Source organism: Amycolatopsis sp. NPDC114503, assembly GCF_055633655.1.
Genome location: NZ_JBVKDT010000001.1, coordinates 1,048,742 through 1,066,417 on the forward strand (window position 1 = coordinate 1,048,742; position 17,676 = coordinate 1,066,417).

The 17,676-nt window shown below is 68.5% G+C and carries 19 protein-coding genes; 15 read left to right on the forward strand and 4 right to left on the reverse strand.

All coding sequences use genetic code 11. The annotated features are described in order from the left end of the window. The first annotated feature begins 6 nt into the window (after nt 1-6). From ACZ7OI_RS05125 to ACZ7OI_RS05160, 8 genes are all read left to right on the forward strand, one after another. Nucleotides 7-765 carry a glycosyltransferase family 2 protein gene (locus tag ACZ7OI_RS05125; protein ID WP_470262889.1) on the forward strand — a complete coding sequence of 253 codons (759 nt, stop codon included), beginning with the start codon at nt 7-9 and terminating at the stop codon, nt 763-765. Between the two features lie 9 nt (nt 766-774). Beyond that, complete coding sequence (locus ACZ7OI_RS05130; protein WP_377867942.1) at nt 775-1,212, forward strand: DUF2304 domain-containing protein; 438 nt, start codon at nt 775-777, stop codon at nt 1,210-1,212. Between the two features lie 44 nt (nt 1,213-1,256). Then, nucleotides 1,257-1,733 (forward strand): uridine kinase family protein, encoded by a 477-nt coding sequence (locus tag ACZ7OI_RS05135; protein WP_470262890.1) that lies wholly within the window; start codon nt 1,257-1,259, stop codon nt 1,731-1,733. Between the two features lie 426 nt (nt 1,734-2,159). Beyond that, entirely contained in the window at nt 2,160-3,851 is a 1,692-nt protein-coding gene (locus ACZ7OI_RS05140; RefSeq protein WP_470262891.1) for an ABC transporter substrate-binding protein, read from the forward strand. 87 nt (nt 3,852-3,938) lie between these two features. Further along, a complete protein-coding gene (locus ACZ7OI_RS05145) occupies nt 3,939-4,940 on the forward strand; it encodes an ABC transporter permease (RefSeq protein WP_470262892.1) in 1,002 nt (333 codons plus the stop codon). Continuing rightward, complete coding sequence (locus tag ACZ7OI_RS05150; RefSeq protein ID WP_470262893.1) at nt 4,937-5,872, forward strand: ABC transporter permease; 936 nt, start codon at nt 4,937-4,939, stop codon at nt 5,870-5,872. The genes ACZ7OI_RS05145 and ACZ7OI_RS05150 overlap by 4 nt, the downstream gene beginning before the upstream one ends. A gap of 4 nt (nt 5,873-5,876) precedes the next feature. Then, nucleotides 5,877-6,872, forward strand: a complete 996-nt coding sequence (locus ACZ7OI_RS05155) for an ABC transporter ATP-binding protein (protein WP_470262894.1) — start codon at nt 5,877-5,879, stop codon at nt 6,870-6,872. Beyond that, the gene (locus ACZ7OI_RS05160) at nt 6,869-7,981 is read left to right on the forward strand and encodes an ABC transporter ATP-binding protein (protein WP_470262895.1); all 1,113 of its coding nucleotides are present in this window, start codon (nt 6,869-6,871) and stop codon (nt 7,979-7,981) included. The genes ACZ7OI_RS05155 and ACZ7OI_RS05160 overlap by 4 nt, the downstream gene beginning before the upstream one ends. A gap of 45 nt (nt 7,982-8,026) precedes the next feature. On the opposite strand, the gene ACZ7OI_RS05165 is transcribed toward ACZ7OI_RS05160, so the two are convergent. Continuing rightward, nucleotides 8,027-8,449 carry a YybH family protein gene (locus ACZ7OI_RS05165; RefSeq protein WP_470262896.1) on the reverse strand — a complete coding sequence of 141 codons (423 nt, stop codon included), beginning with the start codon at nt 8,447-8,449 and terminating at the stop codon, nt 8,027-8,029. A gap of 100 nt (nt 8,450-8,549) precedes the next feature. Between ACZ7OI_RS05165 and ACZ7OI_RS05170 the strand changes: the two genes are divergently transcribed. From ACZ7OI_RS05170 to ACZ7OI_RS05185, 4 genes are all read left to right on the forward strand, one after another. Next, a complete protein-coding gene (locus ACZ7OI_RS05170; protein WP_470262897.1) occupies nt 8,550-8,930 on the forward strand; it encodes a YciI family protein in 381 nt (126 codons plus the stop codon). Continuing rightward, on the forward strand, nt 8,927-10,120 hold the full coding sequence (locus ACZ7OI_RS05175; RefSeq protein WP_470262898.1) for an RNA polymerase sigma factor: 1,194 nt from the start codon (nt 8,927-8,929) through the stop codon (nt 10,118-10,120). The genes ACZ7OI_RS05170 and ACZ7OI_RS05175 overlap by 4 nt, the downstream gene beginning before the upstream one ends. Nucleotides 10,121-10,228: 108 nt before the next feature. Beyond that, a complete protein-coding gene (locus ACZ7OI_RS05180) occupies nt 10,229-10,882 on the forward strand; it encodes a DedA family protein (protein ID WP_470262899.1) in 654 nt (217 codons plus the stop codon). Between the two features lie 84 nt (nt 10,883-10,966). Continuing rightward, nucleotides 10,967-11,638 (forward strand): hypothetical protein, encoded by a 672-nt coding sequence (locus tag ACZ7OI_RS05185; RefSeq protein WP_470262900.1) that lies wholly within the window; start codon nt 10,967-10,969, stop codon nt 11,636-11,638. 3 nt (nt 11,639-11,641) lie between these two features. On the opposite strand, the gene ACZ7OI_RS05190 is transcribed toward ACZ7OI_RS05185, so the two are convergent. Beyond that, entirely contained in the window at nt 11,642-12,541 is a 900-nt protein-coding gene (locus ACZ7OI_RS05190; protein ID WP_470262901.1) for an EamA family transporter, read from the reverse strand. 86 nt (nt 12,542-12,627) lie between these two features. On the opposite strand from ACZ7OI_RS05190, the gene ACZ7OI_RS05195 reads away from it, so the two are divergent. After that, nucleotides 12,628-13,533, forward strand: coding sequence for a LysR family transcriptional regulator (locus ACZ7OI_RS05195; RefSeq protein WP_470262902.1), 906 nt, complete (start codon nt 12,628-12,630; stop codon nt 13,531-13,533). Here the strand turns inward: ACZ7OI_RS05195 and ACZ7OI_RS05200 are convergent. Then, the gene (locus tag ACZ7OI_RS05200) at nt 13,530-14,084 is read right to left on the reverse strand and encodes a TetR family transcriptional regulator (protein ID WP_470262903.1); all 555 of its coding nucleotides are present in this window, start codon (nt 14,082-14,084) and stop codon (nt 13,530-13,532) included. The two genes, ACZ7OI_RS05195 and ACZ7OI_RS05200, sit on opposite strands and share 4 nt — an antisense overlap. Before the next feature lie 63 nt (nt 14,085-14,147). Between ACZ7OI_RS05200 and ACZ7OI_RS05205 the strand changes: the two genes are divergently transcribed. Further along, nucleotides 14,148-15,278, forward strand: coding sequence for a serine hydrolase domain-containing protein (locus tag ACZ7OI_RS05205; RefSeq protein WP_470262904.1), 1,131 nt, complete (start codon nt 14,148-14,150; stop codon nt 15,276-15,278). 507 nt (nt 15,279-15,785) lie between these two features. Continuing rightward, a complete protein-coding gene (locus ACZ7OI_RS05210; RefSeq protein ID WP_470262905.1) occupies nt 15,786-16,703 on the forward strand; it encodes an SDR family oxidoreductase in 918 nt (305 codons plus the stop codon). Here ACZ7OI_RS05210 and ACZ7OI_RS05215 read toward each other — a convergent pair. After that, nucleotides 16,694-17,668: a helix-turn-helix transcriptional regulator gene (locus ACZ7OI_RS05215; protein ID WP_470262906.1), complete on the reverse strand. Its 975-nt coding sequence runs from the start codon at nt 17,666-17,668 to the stop codon at nt 16,694-16,696. The two genes, ACZ7OI_RS05210 and ACZ7OI_RS05215, sit on opposite strands and share 10 nt — an antisense overlap. Between the last annotated feature and the right edge of the window lie 8 nt (nt 17,669-17,676).

Consider the following 17,676-nt stretch of genomic DNA (forward strand, 5'->3'; position numbering starts at 1 on the left):
GCGGTTATGGTGGCTGCCGTGTCCAGCACATCCGTGAGCACTCGACGCGTGCTCATCGTGATGCCCGCGCTCAATGAACAAGACAGCGTTGTTTCGGTGCTCGCCCAGGTCAAGCAGTCGCTGCCGACCGCGGACGTGCTGGTGGTCGACGACGGTTCGACCGACCGCACCGCCGAACTCGCCCGCGCCTGCGGCGTCCGGGTGGCCCGGCTGTCGGTGAACCTCGGCGTGGGCGGCGCGATGCGCACCGGTTTCCGTTACGCCGCCGCGCGCGGCTACGACGCCGTCGTCCAGGTCGACGCCGACGGCCAGCACGACCCGGACGAGGTCGGCGCCTTGTTGCGGCTCCTCGACGAGGGCGCCGACATCGCGATCGGCTCCCGGTTCGCGGGCAAGGGCGACTACCGCGCGGTCGGGCCGCGCAAGTACGCGATGGTCGCGCTGTCGCTGGTGTTCAGCCGGCTGTCCGGCAGCAAGCTCACCGACGTCACCTCCGGGTTCAAGGCGATGGGCCCGCGCGCGATCCGCCTGTTCGCCGGCTACTACCCGGCCGAGTACCTGGGCGACACGGTCGAGGCGCTGGTGATGGCGATCCGGGCGAAACTGTCCATTCGGGAGACTCCGGTGGTCATGCGCGAACGGGCGGGCGGCAAGCCGAGCCATTCGCCGGTGAAGTCCGCGGTGTACCTGGGCCGCGCGGGGCTCGCCCTGCTGCTCGCGCTCGTGCGCCGTCGTCCGTCCGTCGACTCGTCCGCCGCGGCGTAGGGAGGCTTCATGGCAGGCTGGCAGGTACTGAGCATCGTCATCGCGGCTCTGGTGCTGCTCGTCGTCGTCGAGATGATGCGGCGGCGCAAGCTGCGCGAGAAGTACGCCGGCATCTGGCTCGTGGTGGCGCTCGGCGTAGTGGTGCTCGCGGTGGTCCCGCCGGTCGCGGAGTTCCTGGCGCACCTCACCGGGGTCGCCACCCCGTCGAACTTCGTGTTTTTCCTGGCCGGCGTGGTGCTGGCGCTGGTCGCGCTGCAGCTTTCGACCGAGGTCGGGCACCTGGAGGAAGAGGTGCGGACCGCGGTCGAGGAGACCGCGTTGCTGCGCTGCGAACTCGAAGACACCCAGCGCGACCTCGAAGCCCGTATCGCGGAGCTGGAGAAGCGCACGTCCGCACCCGACAACGTGGACGGCCTGCCCGAAGCGAGCCCGGCACGCGTTCGCTGATCTCCGCACTGCTCGCTGCTCCGCCCCGGCTCGGCGGCGTCCGGGTGCTCGCCATCGACGGTCCGTCCGGGGCCGGTAAGTCCACTCTCGCCGCTGAGACGGTCGAAGCTCTCGGATCGCGCGCCGCGCTGGTCAGCACGGACGCCTTCGCTACTTGGGACGATCCCGTCGCGTGGTGGCCGCAGCTGGAAGACGGCGTGCTGACGCCGCTGGCGCAGGGCCGGCCTGGCGAGTACCGCCGGGTGGACTGGACCTCCGGCGCGCCGCGGCCCGGTGAACTTGTGCGCGTCGAAGTGCCCGAGGTGCTGGTGCTGGAAGGCGTCTCAAGCGGACGCCGGGCGCTCCGGTCCCGGCTGTCGCGGCTGTGCTGGATCGAGGGCGGCACCGAGGCTGAACGGTTGTCCAGGGCAGTCGCCCGGGACGGCGAGGAGGCCCGCGGCGAGCTTCGGCGCTGGCAGTTGTTCGAGCGCGGCTGGTTCGCTGTGGACGGCACTCGCGAGGCGGCGGACCAGCTGGTCTGAACAACCGGAATGCCTGCTCGACATCGGTTTGCGGCCAGTGAAAAGGCTATTGCGCGGAATGCGCGAGCGCTGGAAACTCGAGTACATTCGGGCTCTTTCAGAGTGCTTCGCGGGCACCTCCGCGGGCCCGTCGCAAGGGTTCCGGAACATCCACGGCACCCGGAACGGACAACCCGCTCCGCTAGGCCAACTGGGTGAGCAAACCGCCACTCAACGTACCAAACCGGCGGATTTCGCTACGCAGAGCGCACAATTGCCGACACGTTGCGGTCAATTTGGGGCTTACGTAGCGCGATCGTAACCTCACGTGCTTAAGCGGGGGCCGAGTTCCCGCTAGTGTCACCGAACACACCGATCGCACTGGTCTTCCCGAACTGACCGCCGACGGTGAATTTCGATACACCGAACATTCCCAAGGGGTGCCAGATGCAGCAATTGCGGCTGACCCGAACACGCCGGGCAGCTCTGATCGGACTCGCGGGCGCGCTCGCGGTCTCGCTGTCCGCGTGCGCGGAATCGAAGCGCGACGAGTCCGGAGGCGGTGGTTCCGGGGGCACCATGGTCTTCGGCAACACCGGCAACCCGAAGATGTTCGACCCGATCTTCAACGACGAGGGCGAGACGTTCCGGATCACCCGGCAGATGCTGGACACGCTGATCCAGAACAAGCCGGGCACCGCTGACCTGGCCCCGTCGCTCGCCACGAAGTGGACGCCGAGCAACGACGGCAAGACCTGGACGTTCGACCTGAAGCAGGGCGTGAAGTTCAGCGACGGCACCGCGTTCGACGCGAAGGCCGTCTGCTTCAACTTCGATCGCTGGTACAACATGAAGGGCGCCACCGCCCAGAGCCAGATGATCTACTACGGCGACGTCTTCGAGGGCTTCGCGAACAACGAGGGCACCACCAAGGGCCAGCCGATCTACAAGAGCTGCGAGGCGAAGGACGACCACACCGCGGTTCTGAACCTGAACCGCGCGAAGGGCGCCTTCCCGGCCGCGTTCACGCTGCCGTCGTTCGCGATCCAGAGCCCCACCGCGCTGCAGAAGTACAACGCGGACAAGGTCACCGGCTCCGGCACGTCGATCACGTATCCGGAGTACGGCTACAAGCACCCGACCGGCACCGGCCCGTTCAAGTTCGACAGCTGGGACCAGGGCAACGGCCAGATCACCTTGGTGCGCAACGACACCAGCACGATGCCGCAGCCCGCGAAGCTGGACAAGCTCGTGTTCAAGGTGATCCCGGACGAGAACGCCCGCAAGCAGGCGCTCAAGGCCGGCGACATCAACGGGTACGACTTCCCGGCCCCCGCCGACTACGGGCTGCTGCGCAACGACGGCGAGCAGGTGCTGATCCGCCCGTCGTTCAACGTGCTCTACCTGGGCATCAACCAGGCCGGCCCCAACGGCGCGAAGCTGCAGAACCCCAAGGTCCGCCAGGCGCTGGCCTACGGCATCAACCGCGAGCAGTTCGTGCGCTCCAAGCTGGCCGAGGGTTCCGAGGTCGCGACCGAGTTCGTGCCGAAGGCGATCTCCGGCTACACCGACGACGTGACCAAGTACCCGTACGACAAGGAACGCGCCAAGCAGCTTCTCAAGGAAGCCGGCGCCGAGGGCATGACCCTCAAGTTCTACTACCCGACCGAGGTCACCCGGCCCTACATGCCGAACCCGGCCGACACCTACACCGCGATCTCCGAGGACCTGAAGGCCATCGGCATCAACGTGCAGCCGGTCGCCGAGTCGTGGAACGGCGGGTACAAGGACGATGTGCAGCAGGCGGGCAAGCAGGACATCCACCTGCTCGGCTGGACCGGTGACTACAACGACGCGGGCAACTTCGTCGGCACCTTCTTCGGTCGCCCGAAGCCGGAGTTCGGCCTGTCCGACCAGAACAACCAGGGCATCTTCAAGGCGCTCGCCGACGCGGACGCCGCGCCCGCCGGCGACGCGCACACCAAGGCGTACCAGGACGCCAACAAGAAGATCATGGAATACCTGCCCGCCATCCCGATCGCCTACCCGACGCCGGCGATCGTGGTCGGCCCGAAGATCAAGGGCGTGGTGGCCAGCCCGCTCACCGACGAACGCTTCGACACCGTCACGATCGGCTGACGTGCTCCACTGAGCAGCCAGGCCAAGGGCAGGTGCTACCGCGCCTGCCCTTGGCCTCGTTCCCGGGCTGTACACAAAGGACTACTCGTGCTCCGTTTTCTCGTGCGTCGGCTGCTACAAGCGATCCCGACGCTGCTCATCCTGTCCATCCTGGTGTTCGCCTGGTTGCGCTCACTCCCCGGCGGGCCCGCGTCCGCTCTGCTCGGGGACAAGGCGACTCCGGAGAAACTGGCGAACCTCAACCACGTCCTCGGTCTCGACCAGCCGATTTTCGTGCAGTACTTCAAATTCCTCGGCCGCGCGATCACCGGGGATTTCGGCAATTCGCTCGTGTCGTCCCGGTCGGTGATGTCGGAGATCGGCACGTTCCTTCCGGCCACCATTGAACTGGGCATCACGGCGATGATCATCGCCGTCGTGGCCGGTATTTCGTTCGGCTATCTCGCCGCCCGGTTCCGCGGCCAGGTCCTCGACAACGTCATCATCGTGCTGACCCTGGTCGGCGTCGCGGTGCCGATCTTCTTCCTCGGCTACATGATGCAGGACCTGCTTTCCACGCCGCTCGGGCTGCCGTCGCAGGGCAGGCAGGCTCCCGGCATCGACGCCACCGTCGTCACGCATTTCGCCATTCTCGACGGAATGATGACCGGCGAATGGGACGCGGTCTGGGACGCGATCAAGCACCTCATTCTTCCCGCGCTCGCGCTCGCCACCATTCCGCTCGCGGTGATCACCCGGATCACCCGCGCGTCGGTGCTCGACGTGTTCAACGAGGACTTCATCCGCACCGCGAACTCCAAGGGCCTCACGCAGCCCGTGGTCCGCCAGCGGCACGTGCTGCGCAACGCCTTGCTGCCGGTGATCACCACGATCGGCCTGCAGACCGGCGCGCTGCTCGGCGGCGCCGTGCTGACCGAGCGAGTGTTCAACTTCCGCGGCCTCGGATTCCTTCTCGCCGAAGGGATCGACAAGCGGGACTACCCGCGGCTGCAGGCGCTGCTGCTTCTCGGGGCACTGGTCTACGTGCTCGTGAACATGCTCGTGGATATTTCCTACGGGCTCATCGACCCGAGGGTGCGTGTGCGGTGAACACTCTGCTGAACAAGAAGAAAGAGCCGATCGACAAGCTCGCCTCGACGTCGGCGGGCGGCCGCAGTCTCGGCGCCGAGGCATTGCGCCGGATGCTGCGCAGCCCGGTGGCGATCGTCGGCGGCGTGATCACCCTGCTGTTCCTGCTGCTGGCGATTTTCGCGCCGCTGCTCGCGCCGAAGGACCCGCAGGTCCGGTATCTGCAGGACAAGGTCATCCTCGGCCGCGGCATCATTCCGGGCGCACAGCCCGGTTTCCCGCTCGGCGTAGACGATTTCGGCCGCGACTTCCTGTCCCGGCTGCTCATCGGCGCACAGCAGACGCTGCTGGTCGGCGTGCTCGCCACGGTGATCGGCGTGCTGATCGGCGCGCTCATCGGCGGGCTCGCGGGCGCGTTCGGCGGCTGGGTCGACACCGTCCTCATGCGAGTCGTCGACGTTTTGCTGGCGTTCCCCTCGCTGCTGCTGGCGATTTCGATCGCGGCGCTGTTCGCGAAGCCGAGCCAGTGGACGGTGATCATCGCGGTGTCGATCATCGGCGTGCCGATTTTCGCCCGGCTGCTGCGCGGTTCGATGCTCGCCCAGCGCGAGGCGGACCACGTGCTGGCGGCGACGTCGCTCGGCGTGAAGCGCACGACGATCGTGTTCCGGCACATGCTGCCGAACTCGCTCGGCCCGGTGATCGTGCAGGCGACGCTGACCCTGGCGACCGCGATCCTGGAGGCCGCGGCGCTGTCGTTCCTCGGTCTCGGCGACCCGGACCCGACCCGCGCGGAGTGGGGATTGATGCTGGGCAACGCTTCCCAGCACTTCCTCGACATCCGGCCCGAGCTGGCCTACTACCCGGCGATCGCGATCATCATCGTGGCGCTCGGGTTCACGCTGCTCGGCGAGTCCCTCCGCGAAGCCCTCGACCCGAAGAACCGGCGGTGACCCCGTGGCACTTCTCGAAGTCCGCGACCTGAAGGTCGTGTTCCAACGCCGCGGCGAAAGCGCGTTCGCCGCGGTCGACGGCGTGAGTTTCGACGTCGAACCCGGCCAGACGGTCGGTCTGGTCGGCGAGTCCGGCTGCGGCAAGTCGGTGACCTCGCTCGCGATCATGCGGCTGCTGGCCAAACGCGGCAACACCGTCAGCGGTTCGGTGCGCTTCGAGGGCACCGATCTGCTGACGCTGTCCGACCGCGAAATGCGCGACCGGCGCGGCCGCGATCTCGGCATGGTGTTCCAGGATCCGCTGTCCTCGCTGAACCCGGTCATCCCGATCGGGCTGCAGATCACCGAGGTGCTGGAGCGCCACCGCGACATGCCGCGCAAGAAGGCGCGGCTCGAAGCGGCGGAACTGCTCGACAAGGTCGGCATTCCCGACCCGACGCGGCGGCTTTCCGAGTACCCGCACCAGCTTTCCGGCGGAATGCGCCAGCGCGCGCTGATCGCGATCGCGCTGGCGTGCCGTCCGCGGCTGCTCATCGCGGACGAGCCGACCACCGCGCTCGACGTGACGATCCAGGCGCAGATCCTCGCCCTGCTGCGGGAACTGGTGCAGGACACCGGAACCGCGCTGGTGATGATCACGCACGACCTCGGCGTCGTCGCCGGGCTCTGCGACGAGGTCAACGTGCTCTACGGCGGCCGGATCGTCGAGCGCCAGGAACGGCATTCGCTGTTCGCGCAGCCGCGGCATCCGTACACGCACGGCCTGCTGGCCTCGATCCCGCGGCTCGACGAGGGCCGCGGCGAGAAGCTGGTGCCGATCCGCGGTTCGGTCGCCGACAACATCCCGTGGGACGGCGGTTGCGCGTTCGCGCCGCGCTGCCCGAACGCGGTCGCGGCCTGCCTGGAGAATTCGCCGGAGCTCGTTCCCGACCGGAACGGCTTGCTGCGCTGCCACAACCCGGTGCAACCCGCCGTGGCGGCAGGAGGAGGAACCCGATGACGGTGGCGAACACCGACGAGGTGCTGCTCGAGGTCACCGGCCTCAAGGTGCACTTCCCGATCAAGCGCGGCGTCGTCGTGGACCGCACGGTGGGCCACGTGTTCGCGGTGGACGGGGTCGACCTGTCGATCCGCCGCGGCGAAACCTACGGCCTGGTCGGCGAATCCGGCTGCGGCAAGTCGACGCTCGGCCGCGCGATCCTGCGGCTCAACGAGCCGACCGACGGCAAGGTCGTCTTCGACGGCACCGACGTCGCCCAGCTCAAGGGCGAGCAGCTGCGCAAGGCGCGGCGGCGGATGCAGATGGTGTTCCAGGACCCGATGTCGAGCCTGGACCCGCGCCAGTCGGTCGAGTCGATTCTCGTCGAGGGCATGCGCGCGCACGGGCTCGACAAGGACAAGGAGTCCACCGCGAAACGGCTGCGCGAGCTGCTGAACGCGGTCGGCCTTCCGGAGACCTCGCTGCGGAAGTACCCGCACGAGTTCTCCGGCGGTCAGCGCCAGCGCATCGGCATCGCGCGGGCGCTGTCGGTGGAACCGGACCTGATCGTCGCCGACGAACCGGTGTCCGCGTTGGATGTTTCGGTGCAGGCGCAGGTGGTGAACCTGCTGGAGGATCTGCAGGAAGAGCTCGGTCTCACCTACGTGGTGATCGCGCACGACCTCGCGGTGGTCCGGCACATCTCCGACCGGATCGGCGTGATGTACCTCGGTGCGCTGGTCGAGGAGACGACGTCGGAGGAGCTGTACCAGAACCCGCTGCATCCCTACACGCGCGCGCTGCTGTCGGCGATTCCGGTGCCGGACCCGGTGGTGGAGGACAGCCGTGAGCAGATCCTGCTCGCCGGCGACCTTCCCTCGCCTGCCAATCCGCCGTCGGGCTGCCGGTTCCACACGCGGTGCCCGTGGAAGCAGGAAAGCCTGTGCGACACCGATCGCCCGCAGCTGCGCGAAATCGGCGCCGGGCACCGGGTGGCCTGCCACTACGCGGAGGACATCCGCGACGGGCGGATCCAGCCGCACAAGGTCGAGGCGGAACTGGTCGACGCCGGGGCGCTGAACCCGGACCTCGGCCCGCCGGACGTCAGTTCGGCCGCCGAGATCCTCTGAACGCCTTGTGGGCGCCCGCTTTCCGGCGGGCGCCCACACTGCTTTTCAGGGCTGCAGGTCGACGGCGGCGCGGAACGAACCGTCCATGTGGAACGGCGTCGAGTTGTGCTCGTGCGCGATCAGCCAGCCGTTTCCGGTGCGCTGCAAGGCAAACGTCGTGCGGAACCAGAGCGTGAACGATTCGCTCGCGCCCTGCGGCGTCGCGGTCAGCTTCGTCAATGCCGTCACCACCGCCAGATCGCCGGACACGGTGATCTCCTCGTCGTGGTACGTGTAGGAAATCGGCCCGTCGAAGGTGCCGAACCACTGCTTGACGTACTCCGCGGAGGCGCCGGTCGTGCGCAGCGGCGGGGCGAGGTCGAACTTGACCGCCTTCTCGGCGTAGCTCGCGACGACCCGCTGCGGGTCCTTCGCGTGCATCGCCGCGGTGCGCTCGGCCAGAAGGTCGCGGATCTCGTTCTCGGACATTTTGTGTTCTCCTTTTTTCGGATTCGGTGTTCGTCCGGGACGTCGAAGCCGTCCGCTCGGCTTCGACATCAGGGTAGAAAACTTTTCGAGGAGGCTTCCGATGAAGTATCTGGTCCTGATCTACGGCAACCCGGCGTCGCGCGCGGCCTGGGCGGGGATGTCCGACGAGCAGAAGGCCGAGGGTCTGCGTGCCTACCAGCGGTTCCACGAGGACCTGGAAGGAACCGGGGAACGGATCGTGTCCGAGCGGCTGGCCGCGCCGGACCTGACGAAGCAGGTCCGCGTGCGCGCCGACGGCGTGACCACGACCGACGGCCCGTTCGCCGAGATCAAGGAACAGCTCGCCGGGTTCTACCTGCTGGAATGCGATTCGGAGGCCCGCGCGCTGGAGATCGCCGCGCGAATCCCGGAGGCCCCGTTCGCGACGATCGAGGTGCGGCCGGTGATGGGCCTGACCGGCGACGTGGACTTCGAGCTGTGATCGAGGACCTCCTGCGCGAGGCCATCCCGCAGGTGCTGACCGCGCTCGTGCGCCGCTACGGCGATTTCGGCAAATGCGAGGACGCCGTGCAGGAGGCCCTTCTCGCCGCCGCTGTGCAATGGCCGAAGGACGGTGTCCCGGACAACCCGAAGGCCTGGCTCGTCACGACGGCCTCACGGCGGCGGATCGAGATGTGGCGCAATGAAGCCGCGCGCCTCCGTCGTGAGGAGACGGTGGCCGCGATGGAACCGCCGTCCTTCGAACTCGTGCCGCAGCAGGACGACACCCTCACCCTGCTGTTGCTCTGCTGCCATCCGGCGCTGACCCGCCCGTCGCAAGTGGCTTTGACGCTGCGCGCTGTCGGCGGCCTGACCACCGCCGAGATCGCGCGGGCGTACCTGGTTCCGGAGCCGACGATCGGCCAGCGGATCAGCCGGGCGAAGCACAAACTGCGCGGTGCGGATTTCGCCCTTCCGCCGCAGGACGAGCTGCCGGAACGCGTCGCCGCGGTCTTGCAGGTGCTGTATCTGGTGTTCACCGAAGGCCACACCGCCAGCTCCGGCAGCGCGGTGAACCGCGTCGAGTTGACCGCCGAAGCCATCCGGCTTACCCGCCAACTGCGCGCCTTGCTGCCTGCCGACGGCGAGGTCGCCGGACTGCTCGCCCTCATGCTGCTCACCGACGCCCGCCGTCCGGCCCGCACCGGTCCTGGCGGAATCCCCGTGCCGCTGGCCGAACAAGACCGCACGCTCTGGGACGCTTCCGCGATCGCCGAAGGCAGCGCGCTCGTCGAACACGCGCTGGCCACGACCCCGGTCGGCCCGTACCAGCTGCAGGCCGCGATCGCCGCCGTGCACGACGAAGCCCCGACCGCCGACGCGACGGACTGGCCGCAGATCTTGGTGCTGTACGACCTTCTCCGGCAGATCGCCCCCGGCCCGATGGTCACCCTCAACCGCCTGGTCGCGCTCGCCCGCGTCGAAGGCCCGGCGCTCGCGCTGAGCGAACTGGACGCCACCGAGGTGGACCACTACCGCGCCGACGTCGTCCGCGCGCATCTCCTGGAGCTGTCCGGCGATCCGCAAGGCGCCCGCGACTGTTACCTGCGGGCCGCCCAGCGCACCTTGAGCCTGCCGGAACGGGAGTACTTCGAATCGCGTGCTTTGGGTGTTATGTCGGAAAAACCCTGAAAAACCCTGCCGGAAGACGGACCCCACCCCCGACTCCAGTCGGACGCGAGGATCCCCGTGAGCTGGGTACCCTGCGGAGACCAGGCACGAATCACAAGGGGGTTGGCAGTGAACATCGACCACGTGCTGGAGGCGATCCCTCCGCTCTCGGTCTACCTGTTGGTGGGCTTGGTGGTGATGGTCGAAAGCCTGGGCATCCCGCTGCCGGGGGAGATCGTGCTGGTGAGCGCGGCGCTGCTGGCGTCGTCGCACAGCGGGCTGAACCCGGTGTGGATCGGCGCGCTGGCCACCGCGGGCGCGATCATCGGCGACAGCATCGGATACCTGATCGGCCGCAAGGGCGGCAAACGGCTGTTCGCGTGGGCGGGCCGGAAGTTCCCCAAGCATTTCGGCCCCGATCACATCGCGAGCGCCGAACGGATGTTCCACAAACGCGGCATGTGGGCCGTGTTCTTCGGCCGGTTCGTCGCGGTGCTGCGCATCCTGGCCGGCCCGCTCGCGGGGTCGCTCAACATGCACTACCCGCGCTTCCTGATCGCGAACGCCCTCGGCGGCATCGTGTGGGCGGGCGGAACGACGGCGCTCATCTACTACCTGGGCGTGGTCGCCGACAAATGGCTGAAGGGCTTCCAGTGGGCAGGCCTCGGGGCGGCGCTGGTGATCGGCGTGGTGGTGACGCTGGTGCTGAAGAAGCGCATGGCGCGCCACGCCACGGAGTCGTCCTCGGCCTCGTCGGACGAGAAGAACGACGCGGTGGCCTGAAGTTTTCGCCCCTGAAATCCCCCGGTAAGTCTTCGGACTCGCCGGGGGATTTCCGTTCCCGGGCAACCGAACAGAGAGCGAACGATGATCAGTGACAACGGCACGAGCCGCACAATCGGCGAGGTCCGCGACTATCTGCTTCGCCAGCTGAACTCCGCCCTTCGCAGGCCGGGCATGTACGGCGGGGAAAGCGCACTCCGGCTGTTTCTCGATGCCGTCGCATTCGTCGACGGAGGCGAGCAGCTCTTGGCCGATGACCTGGCCGAGCTCCGGTCACGGGAAGCGTTCGTCTCCACCGGGGTGAGCGGCGCGGTCGAACTCGTAATGGGCGAGCGGGACTCGCACATCATGGCGTCGGTTTACGCCGAGATCGCGCACCGCCGCGGCTGGCTCACCCTGGACAACACGCTGTCCCCAGTGGATTACGACCACCTCCGAGACCGGCTCCAGTCGTGGTGTGCCCACGACTGGAGCCACAGCGAAATCCTCGCCGAGGCCGGGCCGCCGTCGGTACTCCTCGGCGGATCCAACCCGGCTTTCCCGAAGACGTTCGCTTACGGCACCGTGCATCTCGACGACCCGCTTGTCTTTTTCCATCTCGGGAGCGGGACCGAGCCAGGAGCAAGCGCCGAGCCGGAGTCAGTGCTGTTAGCGACTCGCTATGGCGGGGCGAGGTTCGTCGACAGGTTCGCCTTCACCCCCAAAGGCGCGGCCCGTCGTGCCAGCAAGAGACGGGCGGCTGATGCCAGCCGGTGACCCTCACACCGGCAGCAATTCCTCCGGCGTAACCGCGGGCTTCCGCCGCAACGACCCCAGCAGCACCCCGCCGATCACCACCGCCGCAGCCACCAGCGTGAGGACCGTCGGCACCTCGCCGAGGATGAAGAACGACGCCGTCAACCCCACCACCGGCACCAGCAGCGAGAACGGCGCGACCACGCCGGCCGGGTTGCGGCGCATCAGCGTGGTCCAGATGCCGGACCCGATGACCGTCCCGAAGACGACCACGTACGCCAGCCCCGCGAGGCCGATCAGACCCGTCTTGGTGCCGAGCGTCGCCAGTGAATGCCACGCCGCTCCGGGGCCTTCGAAGATGCTCGACAGCGCGAGCATCGGCAGCGGCGGCACCACCGACATCCACAGCGTCAGGTGCAGCGGGTTGTCCGGCTCCGCGCGGCGCATGCTCAAGTTGCCGATCGCCCAGCTCAGCGCGGCCAGCAACGTCAGCACCACCGGCACCAGCGCGGCGTGGGCGGACTGCTGCCAGGCGATCGCCGTCATCCCCGCCACCGCGAGCAGAATTCCGGCCAGCTGCCGTCCGGAGACGCGTTCCCGCAGCAGTACTGCGCCCAGCAGCACGGTGAACGGCGCCGACGCCTGCAGCACCAGCGACGCCAGCCCGGTCGGCATGCCCAGGTGCATCGCGACGAACAGGAACGCGAACTGTCCGGTGCCGAACCCGAGCCCGTAGCCGAGGAGGTACCGCAGCTTCACCCGCGGCCACGGCACGAGGAAAACCGTCGGAACGGCGATCAGCAGGAACCGCAGCGCGCCCGCGAACATCGGCGGGAACTGGCCGAGTGTGGCGTGGATCGCAATGAAGTTGAGGCCCCACAAGACGGCGACGAACACAGTGAGCAGACGGTCCCGGATGGCCATGCCTCAACTGTGCCTAGGCGAACTTTGAAGCACCAGCGAGAATAACTGCACTGACTGTGTAGCGTTGCTTCACATACACTGCCCGGATGGACTTGGGCAGGCTTCGGACGCTGCGGGAATTCGCCGATCGGGGCAGCGTCACCGCCGCTGCTCAGGCGTTGCATTGCACGCCGTCGGCGATCTCGCAGCAGTTGCGCGCGTTGCAGGCGGAGGTCGGCATCGCGCTCACCGAACCGGCTGGTCGCGGCCTTCGGCTCACCGACGCCGGCCGCGCGCTCGTCGCCCGCGCCGACGACGTGCTGGCCGCGCTGGACCGGGCCGAGGCGGAGCTGGACACCTACCGCAGCGCCCCGCGCGGCCGCGTGCGGATCGCGATCTTCCAGTCCGCCGGCCTGATGCTCCTGCCCGGCCTGCTGCGCCGCATCGACCGGCACGAGAACCTCGAGGTCGACGTCCGCGACGTCGACATGGTTCCGCCGCAGGTGCCGGGCCTGGTCGCCGACTACGACGTCGTCGTCGCCCACCGCGACGAGCACGCGGCCGAGTTCGACACCGAACGCCTCGACGTGGTCCCGCTGCTGCGCGAACCCCTGGACGTCGCCCTCCCGGTCGGCCACCGGCTCGCCGGCAACCGCCGCGTCGGCCTCGCCGATCTCGCGGACGAACGCTGGATCTCGGTGGACCACGGCTTCCCGGTCGACGACGTCCTCCGCTCGCTGACCGTGCGCACCGGCGTGCGGCCGCAGATCGTCCAGCGCATCAACGATTTCCGCATCACCGAACGGCTCGTCGCGGCCGGGCACGGGATCGCGCTGATGCCTCGGTACACAATGGACACTCGACGAGGCAGCGGCTTGGTCGGCCGTCCGCTGGCGGGGATCCGCGCGGCGCGGCTGGTGGAAGTGGTGTGCCGCACCGGTGCGGCGAACCGTCCAGCGGTCGCGACGGTCATCGACGAGATGCGTGCCGAAGTCGCCGCCCTCACGACCTAGCCAGGTTCCCGGGCGGGCAGGCCCCGCAACAGGGTGTCGAGGAAAAGCTCGAATCGCGGTGCGTCCGGTCCGAGGTCGAGCGGGTTTTCCCGGACGGCGAGCCAGCTGACCGTGCAGGTGATGAAGATGTACCAGCTCTGCTCGGCCAGTTCCGGGCGCACTCCGGCATTGGTGAACGCCGTGACCACCTGAGCGCGCAGGCGGCCGAAGGAGTCCGCGTTGTGCCGATGCGGCCGGGACAACCGGCTCGCATAACCGGGTACCGCGAGAAACTGATCGTGCATCGCCCACGCGACCTTCGCGAGCCACGGCCGCCAAGACCGTCGCGGCGGCCCCTCCGCGGGAAGCACCCGATCCAGCACCACCTCGCTGACCAGATCGAACAGCGCGTCCCGGTTGGCGACCCAGCGGTAGAGCGCGCCATGCGTCACGCCGAGCCGCGCGGCCAGTTCGCGCATGGTCAGCGTGTCGAGATTCCCTGCCGACAACGCCGCGTCGACGATCCGCTCGCGATCGAGCTGTGCGGGACGGCCGGGCCGCGGTCGAGTCATGGTCGGGGACTCTACCGAGAAGCATTAGTGACCATTGGTTACAAACTGGTGTAGCGTGGCGGCATGGCAGACATCAACGGCACCGTGCGGCCCGGCTTCGAGCAAGTGCGGGACGAGTTCGCCGCAGTAGCCGACGGATCCGCGCAACTGGCGGTGTACCGCCACGGCGAGCAGGTGGTCGACCTCTGGACCGGCGAGGACATCGACGGGGATTCCCTGATCGGCGCGTACTCCGCGTCGAAAGGGGCAGCGCACCTGACTGTCGCGCTGCTGGTCCAGGACGGCGTACTGGACCAGCAGCAGCGAGTGAGCCACTACTGGCCGGAGTTCGCGGCCGAAGGCAAACAAGACGTCACCCTGCGAGAGCTTCTGGCGCACCGAGCCGGACTGGTCGGATCCGACGAAGGCTTCAGCCGCGCGGAACTCGCGGACGACCGCATCGTCGCCGAACGACTGGCCCGGCAGCGCCCGTTCTGGCGGCCCGGCACCGCATTCGGTTACCACGCACTGGTAATCGGCGCGCTCAGCGGCGAAGTCGTCCGCCGCGCGACCGGCCGCACCCTCCAGGAAACCTTCGCCGACCGCGTCAGCGCTCCGTACACAGTGGACTTTCACCTCGGCCTGTCCGCCGAACTGGAGCCGCGATTCGTTGCCACGCAACCGATGGTGCTGACCCCCGAACGTCAGCTCCCGCTGCCCGCCGCGAACAGCCTCCAGGGCATCGCGTTCAACCGGCACCATCCAGACGCCCCGGAGGTGTGGGAACTGCCGAACCTCCCGGAAGTCCGACGGCTCGGCCCGGCGTCGTTCGGCGGGGTCGCCTCAGCCCGCGGCCTGGCCCGGATGTACGCGGCGGCGATCAGCCCGCTGGACGGCGAATCGCCCTTGCTGAAGCCGGAAATCGCCGCCGAGTTCGCGCAGATCCATTCCATCGGGCGCGACGTGGTGCTAGGCGAGCAGAAGGCGTTCGGCATCGGATTCCACGCCACCGCCGAGCGCTACCCGGAGCTGGGCCAGGGCAGTTTCGGCCACAGCGGCGCGGGCGGCCAGCAGGCTTTCGCCGACCCCCGCAACGGCATCGCATACGGCTACACCCGCCGCCGCATCCCGTTCCCCGCCGCAGCCGCTCCGGAGAACGAACCGCTGATCAGGGCGCTGTACTCGGCGCTCCGTGCCGTCGAATCCCGACGGTGATCGCCAAACCCAGCAACACCGCGATGGCCAACGACAACGCCAAGCTCACTCCCGGCAGGGCAACCAACTACCCACCGACGTAACCGAAAACGCGCCATACGACGTCCACCGCAGCACCCCCAGCGCAACGAGCCAGCCAACAGCCACCGCGCTACCACCAAGACCGGCCGCGGATGCCTCTGCAGGCATCCGTCGAGCCAGGCCAGCCCGACGGCCACACCCCTGCCGAGCAACGTCACCTCGGTGAGCAACACCCGAGATCGCGCCGGTTTCTGGACTGAGCGATTCGACGGCCCCCCGGGCCGGCGAATCGGGAGGGAAGAAACCGGCTCCCCGGCGATCTCGGCTCCCCGGCGATCTCGGCTCCCCGGCGATCTCGGCTCCCCGGCGATCTCGGCTCCCCGGCGATCTCGGCTCCCCGGCGAAGCCGGGGCAATCAACCCGGACAGTAGATGTCAGGGTTCGCGCGCACGCTGGTGGTCCACCGAGAGAAAGGGGACGAACGGAATGAGCGGGGTACTGGCCGGCAAGGTCGCGCTCGTGGCGGGCGGCACGCGCGGGGCGAGCCGGGCGATCGCGGTCGAACTGGGCCGGGCCGGGGCGTACGTGTACGTCACCGGTCGCACGACGCGGGCCGGACGGTCCGAAGTGGACCGTCCGGAGACCATTGAGGACACTCTGAAGCGGATCGAAGCCGCCGGCGGCAAGGGAAGCGCGCTGCGGGTCGACCATCTGGTGAGCGACGAGGTCGCCGCGCTCGCCCAGCGGATCGACGCCGAGCACGGCGGGCTCGACATCCTGGTCGACGGCATCTGGGGCGGCGATCGCTATCTCGAGTGGGGCAAACCGGTCTGGGAGCATTCGCTGGATGCCAGCCTGCGGATGATGCGGCTGTCCCTCGACGCGCACCTGATCACCAGCCACCATCTGTTTCCGCTGGTCATCCGGCGTCCGGGCGGGCTCGTGATCGAGTTGACCGACGGCACCGCCGAGTACAACGCGAAGTACCGCGAGGGCACTTCGCTGCCGTACTACCTGGCCAAGGCGGCGATCAACGTCCTGGCCGTCGGCGAGGCAGCCGAACTGAAGGCGCACGACTGCACGGCGATCGCGTTCACACCGGGTTGGCTGCGTTCGGAGGCGATGCTGGAGATCTTCGAGGTCACCGAGGAAAACTGGCGCGACGCGACGGTCCGCGAGCCGCACTTCGTGATCTCGGAATCGCCGACCTTCTCCGGCCGCACAGTCGTCGCGCTCGCCGCCGACGCCGACCGGCACCGCTGGACCGGCCAGACCGTTTCCAGCGGACAGCTGGCGAAGGTCTACGAGATCGACGACGTGGACGGCAGCCGTCCGGACGCATGGCGGTACATCGAGGAGGTCCAGGAACCCGGAAAACCGGCCGACGCTTCCGGCTACCGCTGAGCCTTATTGCGGTCGGCGAGCGCCTGACCGAATTCCGCGACCGCGGCGCGGATCTCCGGCGGGGCCAGCACCTCGACGCCGGGGCCGAGCGAAACCAGCTGTCCGACGGCAACTTCCTTGCCCTCCATGGCGAACTCGGCCTCGGCCCACCCGTCGTCGTCCTTCGGGCCGAGCGACACCAGCACCTCGTTCACGTGCTCCGGCCCGAAAACCCGCCGCAAGGCACCCGCCGCGGACCGGTCGAGCCGAGCTGTCACCTTCAACGGCAGCGGCATCTTCTCGAACTCCGCCGACGACGCGCGCCACCAATCGGCGAGCGAGAATTCTTCCGGCCGCGCAAAGGTTTCACCGGTTTCGGCGACCGCTTCCAACCGGGAGACGCGATACGTCCGCAGGTCCTCTCCGACCCGCGCAACCAGGTACCAAACCCCGGCTTTCAACACGAGACCCAGCGGATCGAGCGTCCGCCGGGTGATCTTGTCGCGCCGCCGATACCGCACGTCGAGCTGCCGTTGAGTCCACACCGCCTTCGCGACCGCAGGCAGCGCTGCGGCGTCGTCCGGCGAGCTGAACCAGGCAGAGGCGTCGAGATGAAACCGCCCGGCGACTGTCCGAGCCTGTTCCTGCAGCTCAGCCGGCATGCTCGCGGACACTTTCGCGTGCGCGGCGGCCACAGCGGTGCCGAGGCCGAGCCCAGCCAGCGCGTCCGGAACGTCGAGGGCCAGCAGCGCGACGGCCTCCCGAGAAGTGAGGCCGTCGAGCCGCGAACGCCAGCCGTCGACGAGCCGGATGCCGCCGTACCGCCCTGGTTCACTCCAGAGCGGCACGCCGGCTTCGCGCAATGCGGCGAGATCGCGCCGCATCGTCCGTTCGGTCACGCCGAGTTCGCTGGCCAGCTCCCCGACGGTGCCCGCGCGTTTGCGGTGCAGCGTGAAGAGAAGCGCGACCAGGCGCTCGGCTCGCATCAGGCTCG

What these genes read in the sequence shown, in the direction of transcription:
- ACZ7OI_RS05125 (WP_470262889.1), top strand. Translation starts at nt 7, where the DNA reads ATGGTGGCTGCCGTGTCCAGCACATCCGTGAGCACTCGACGCGTGCTC.
- ACZ7OI_RS05130 (WP_377867942.1), top strand. Translation starts at nt 775, where the DNA reads ATGGCAGGCTGGCAGGTACTGAGCATCGTCATCGCGGCTCTGGTGCTG.
- ACZ7OI_RS05140 (WP_470262891.1), top strand. Translation starts at nt 2,160, where the DNA reads ATGCAGCAATTGCGGCTGACCCGAACACGCCGGGCAGCTCTGATCGGA.
- ACZ7OI_RS05160 (WP_470262895.1), top strand. Translation starts at nt 6,869, where the DNA reads ATGACGGTGGCGAACACCGACGAGGTGCTGCTCGAGGTCACCGGCCTC.
- ACZ7OI_RS05165 (WP_470262896.1), bottom strand. Translation starts at nt 8,449, where the DNA reads ATGTCCGAGAACGAGATCCGCGACCTTCTGGCCGAGCGCACCGCGGCG.
- ACZ7OI_RS05170 (WP_470262897.1), top strand. Translation starts at nt 8,550, where the DNA reads ATGAAGTATCTGGTCCTGATCTACGGCAACCCGGCGTCGCGCGCGGCC.
- ACZ7OI_RS05185 (WP_470262900.1), top strand. Translation starts at nt 10,967, where the DNA reads ATGATCAGTGACAACGGCACGAGCCGCACAATCGGCGAGGTCCGCGAC.
- ACZ7OI_RS05190 (WP_470262901.1), bottom strand. Translation starts at nt 12,541, where the DNA reads ATGGCCATCCGGGACCGTCTGCTCACTGTGTTCGTCGCCGTCTTGTGG.
- ACZ7OI_RS05195 (WP_470262902.1), top strand. Translation starts at nt 12,628, where the DNA reads ATGGACTTGGGCAGGCTTCGGACGCTGCGGGAATTCGCCGATCGGGGC.
- ACZ7OI_RS05200 (WP_470262903.1), bottom strand. Translation starts at nt 14,084, where the DNA reads ATGACTCGACCGCGGCCCGGCCGTCCCGCACAGCTCGATCGCGAGCGG.
- ACZ7OI_RS05205 (WP_470262904.1), top strand. Translation starts at nt 14,148, where the DNA reads ATGGCAGACATCAACGGCACCGTGCGGCCCGGCTTCGAGCAAGTGCGG.
- ACZ7OI_RS05210 (WP_470262905.1), top strand. Translation starts at nt 15,786, where the DNA reads ATGAGCGGGGTACTGGCCGGCAAGGTCGCGCTCGTGGCGGGCGGCACG.
- ACZ7OI_RS05215 (WP_470262906.1), bottom strand. Translation starts at nt 17,668, where the DNA reads ATGCGAGCCGAGCGCCTGGTCGCGCTTCTCTTCACGCTGCACCGCAAA.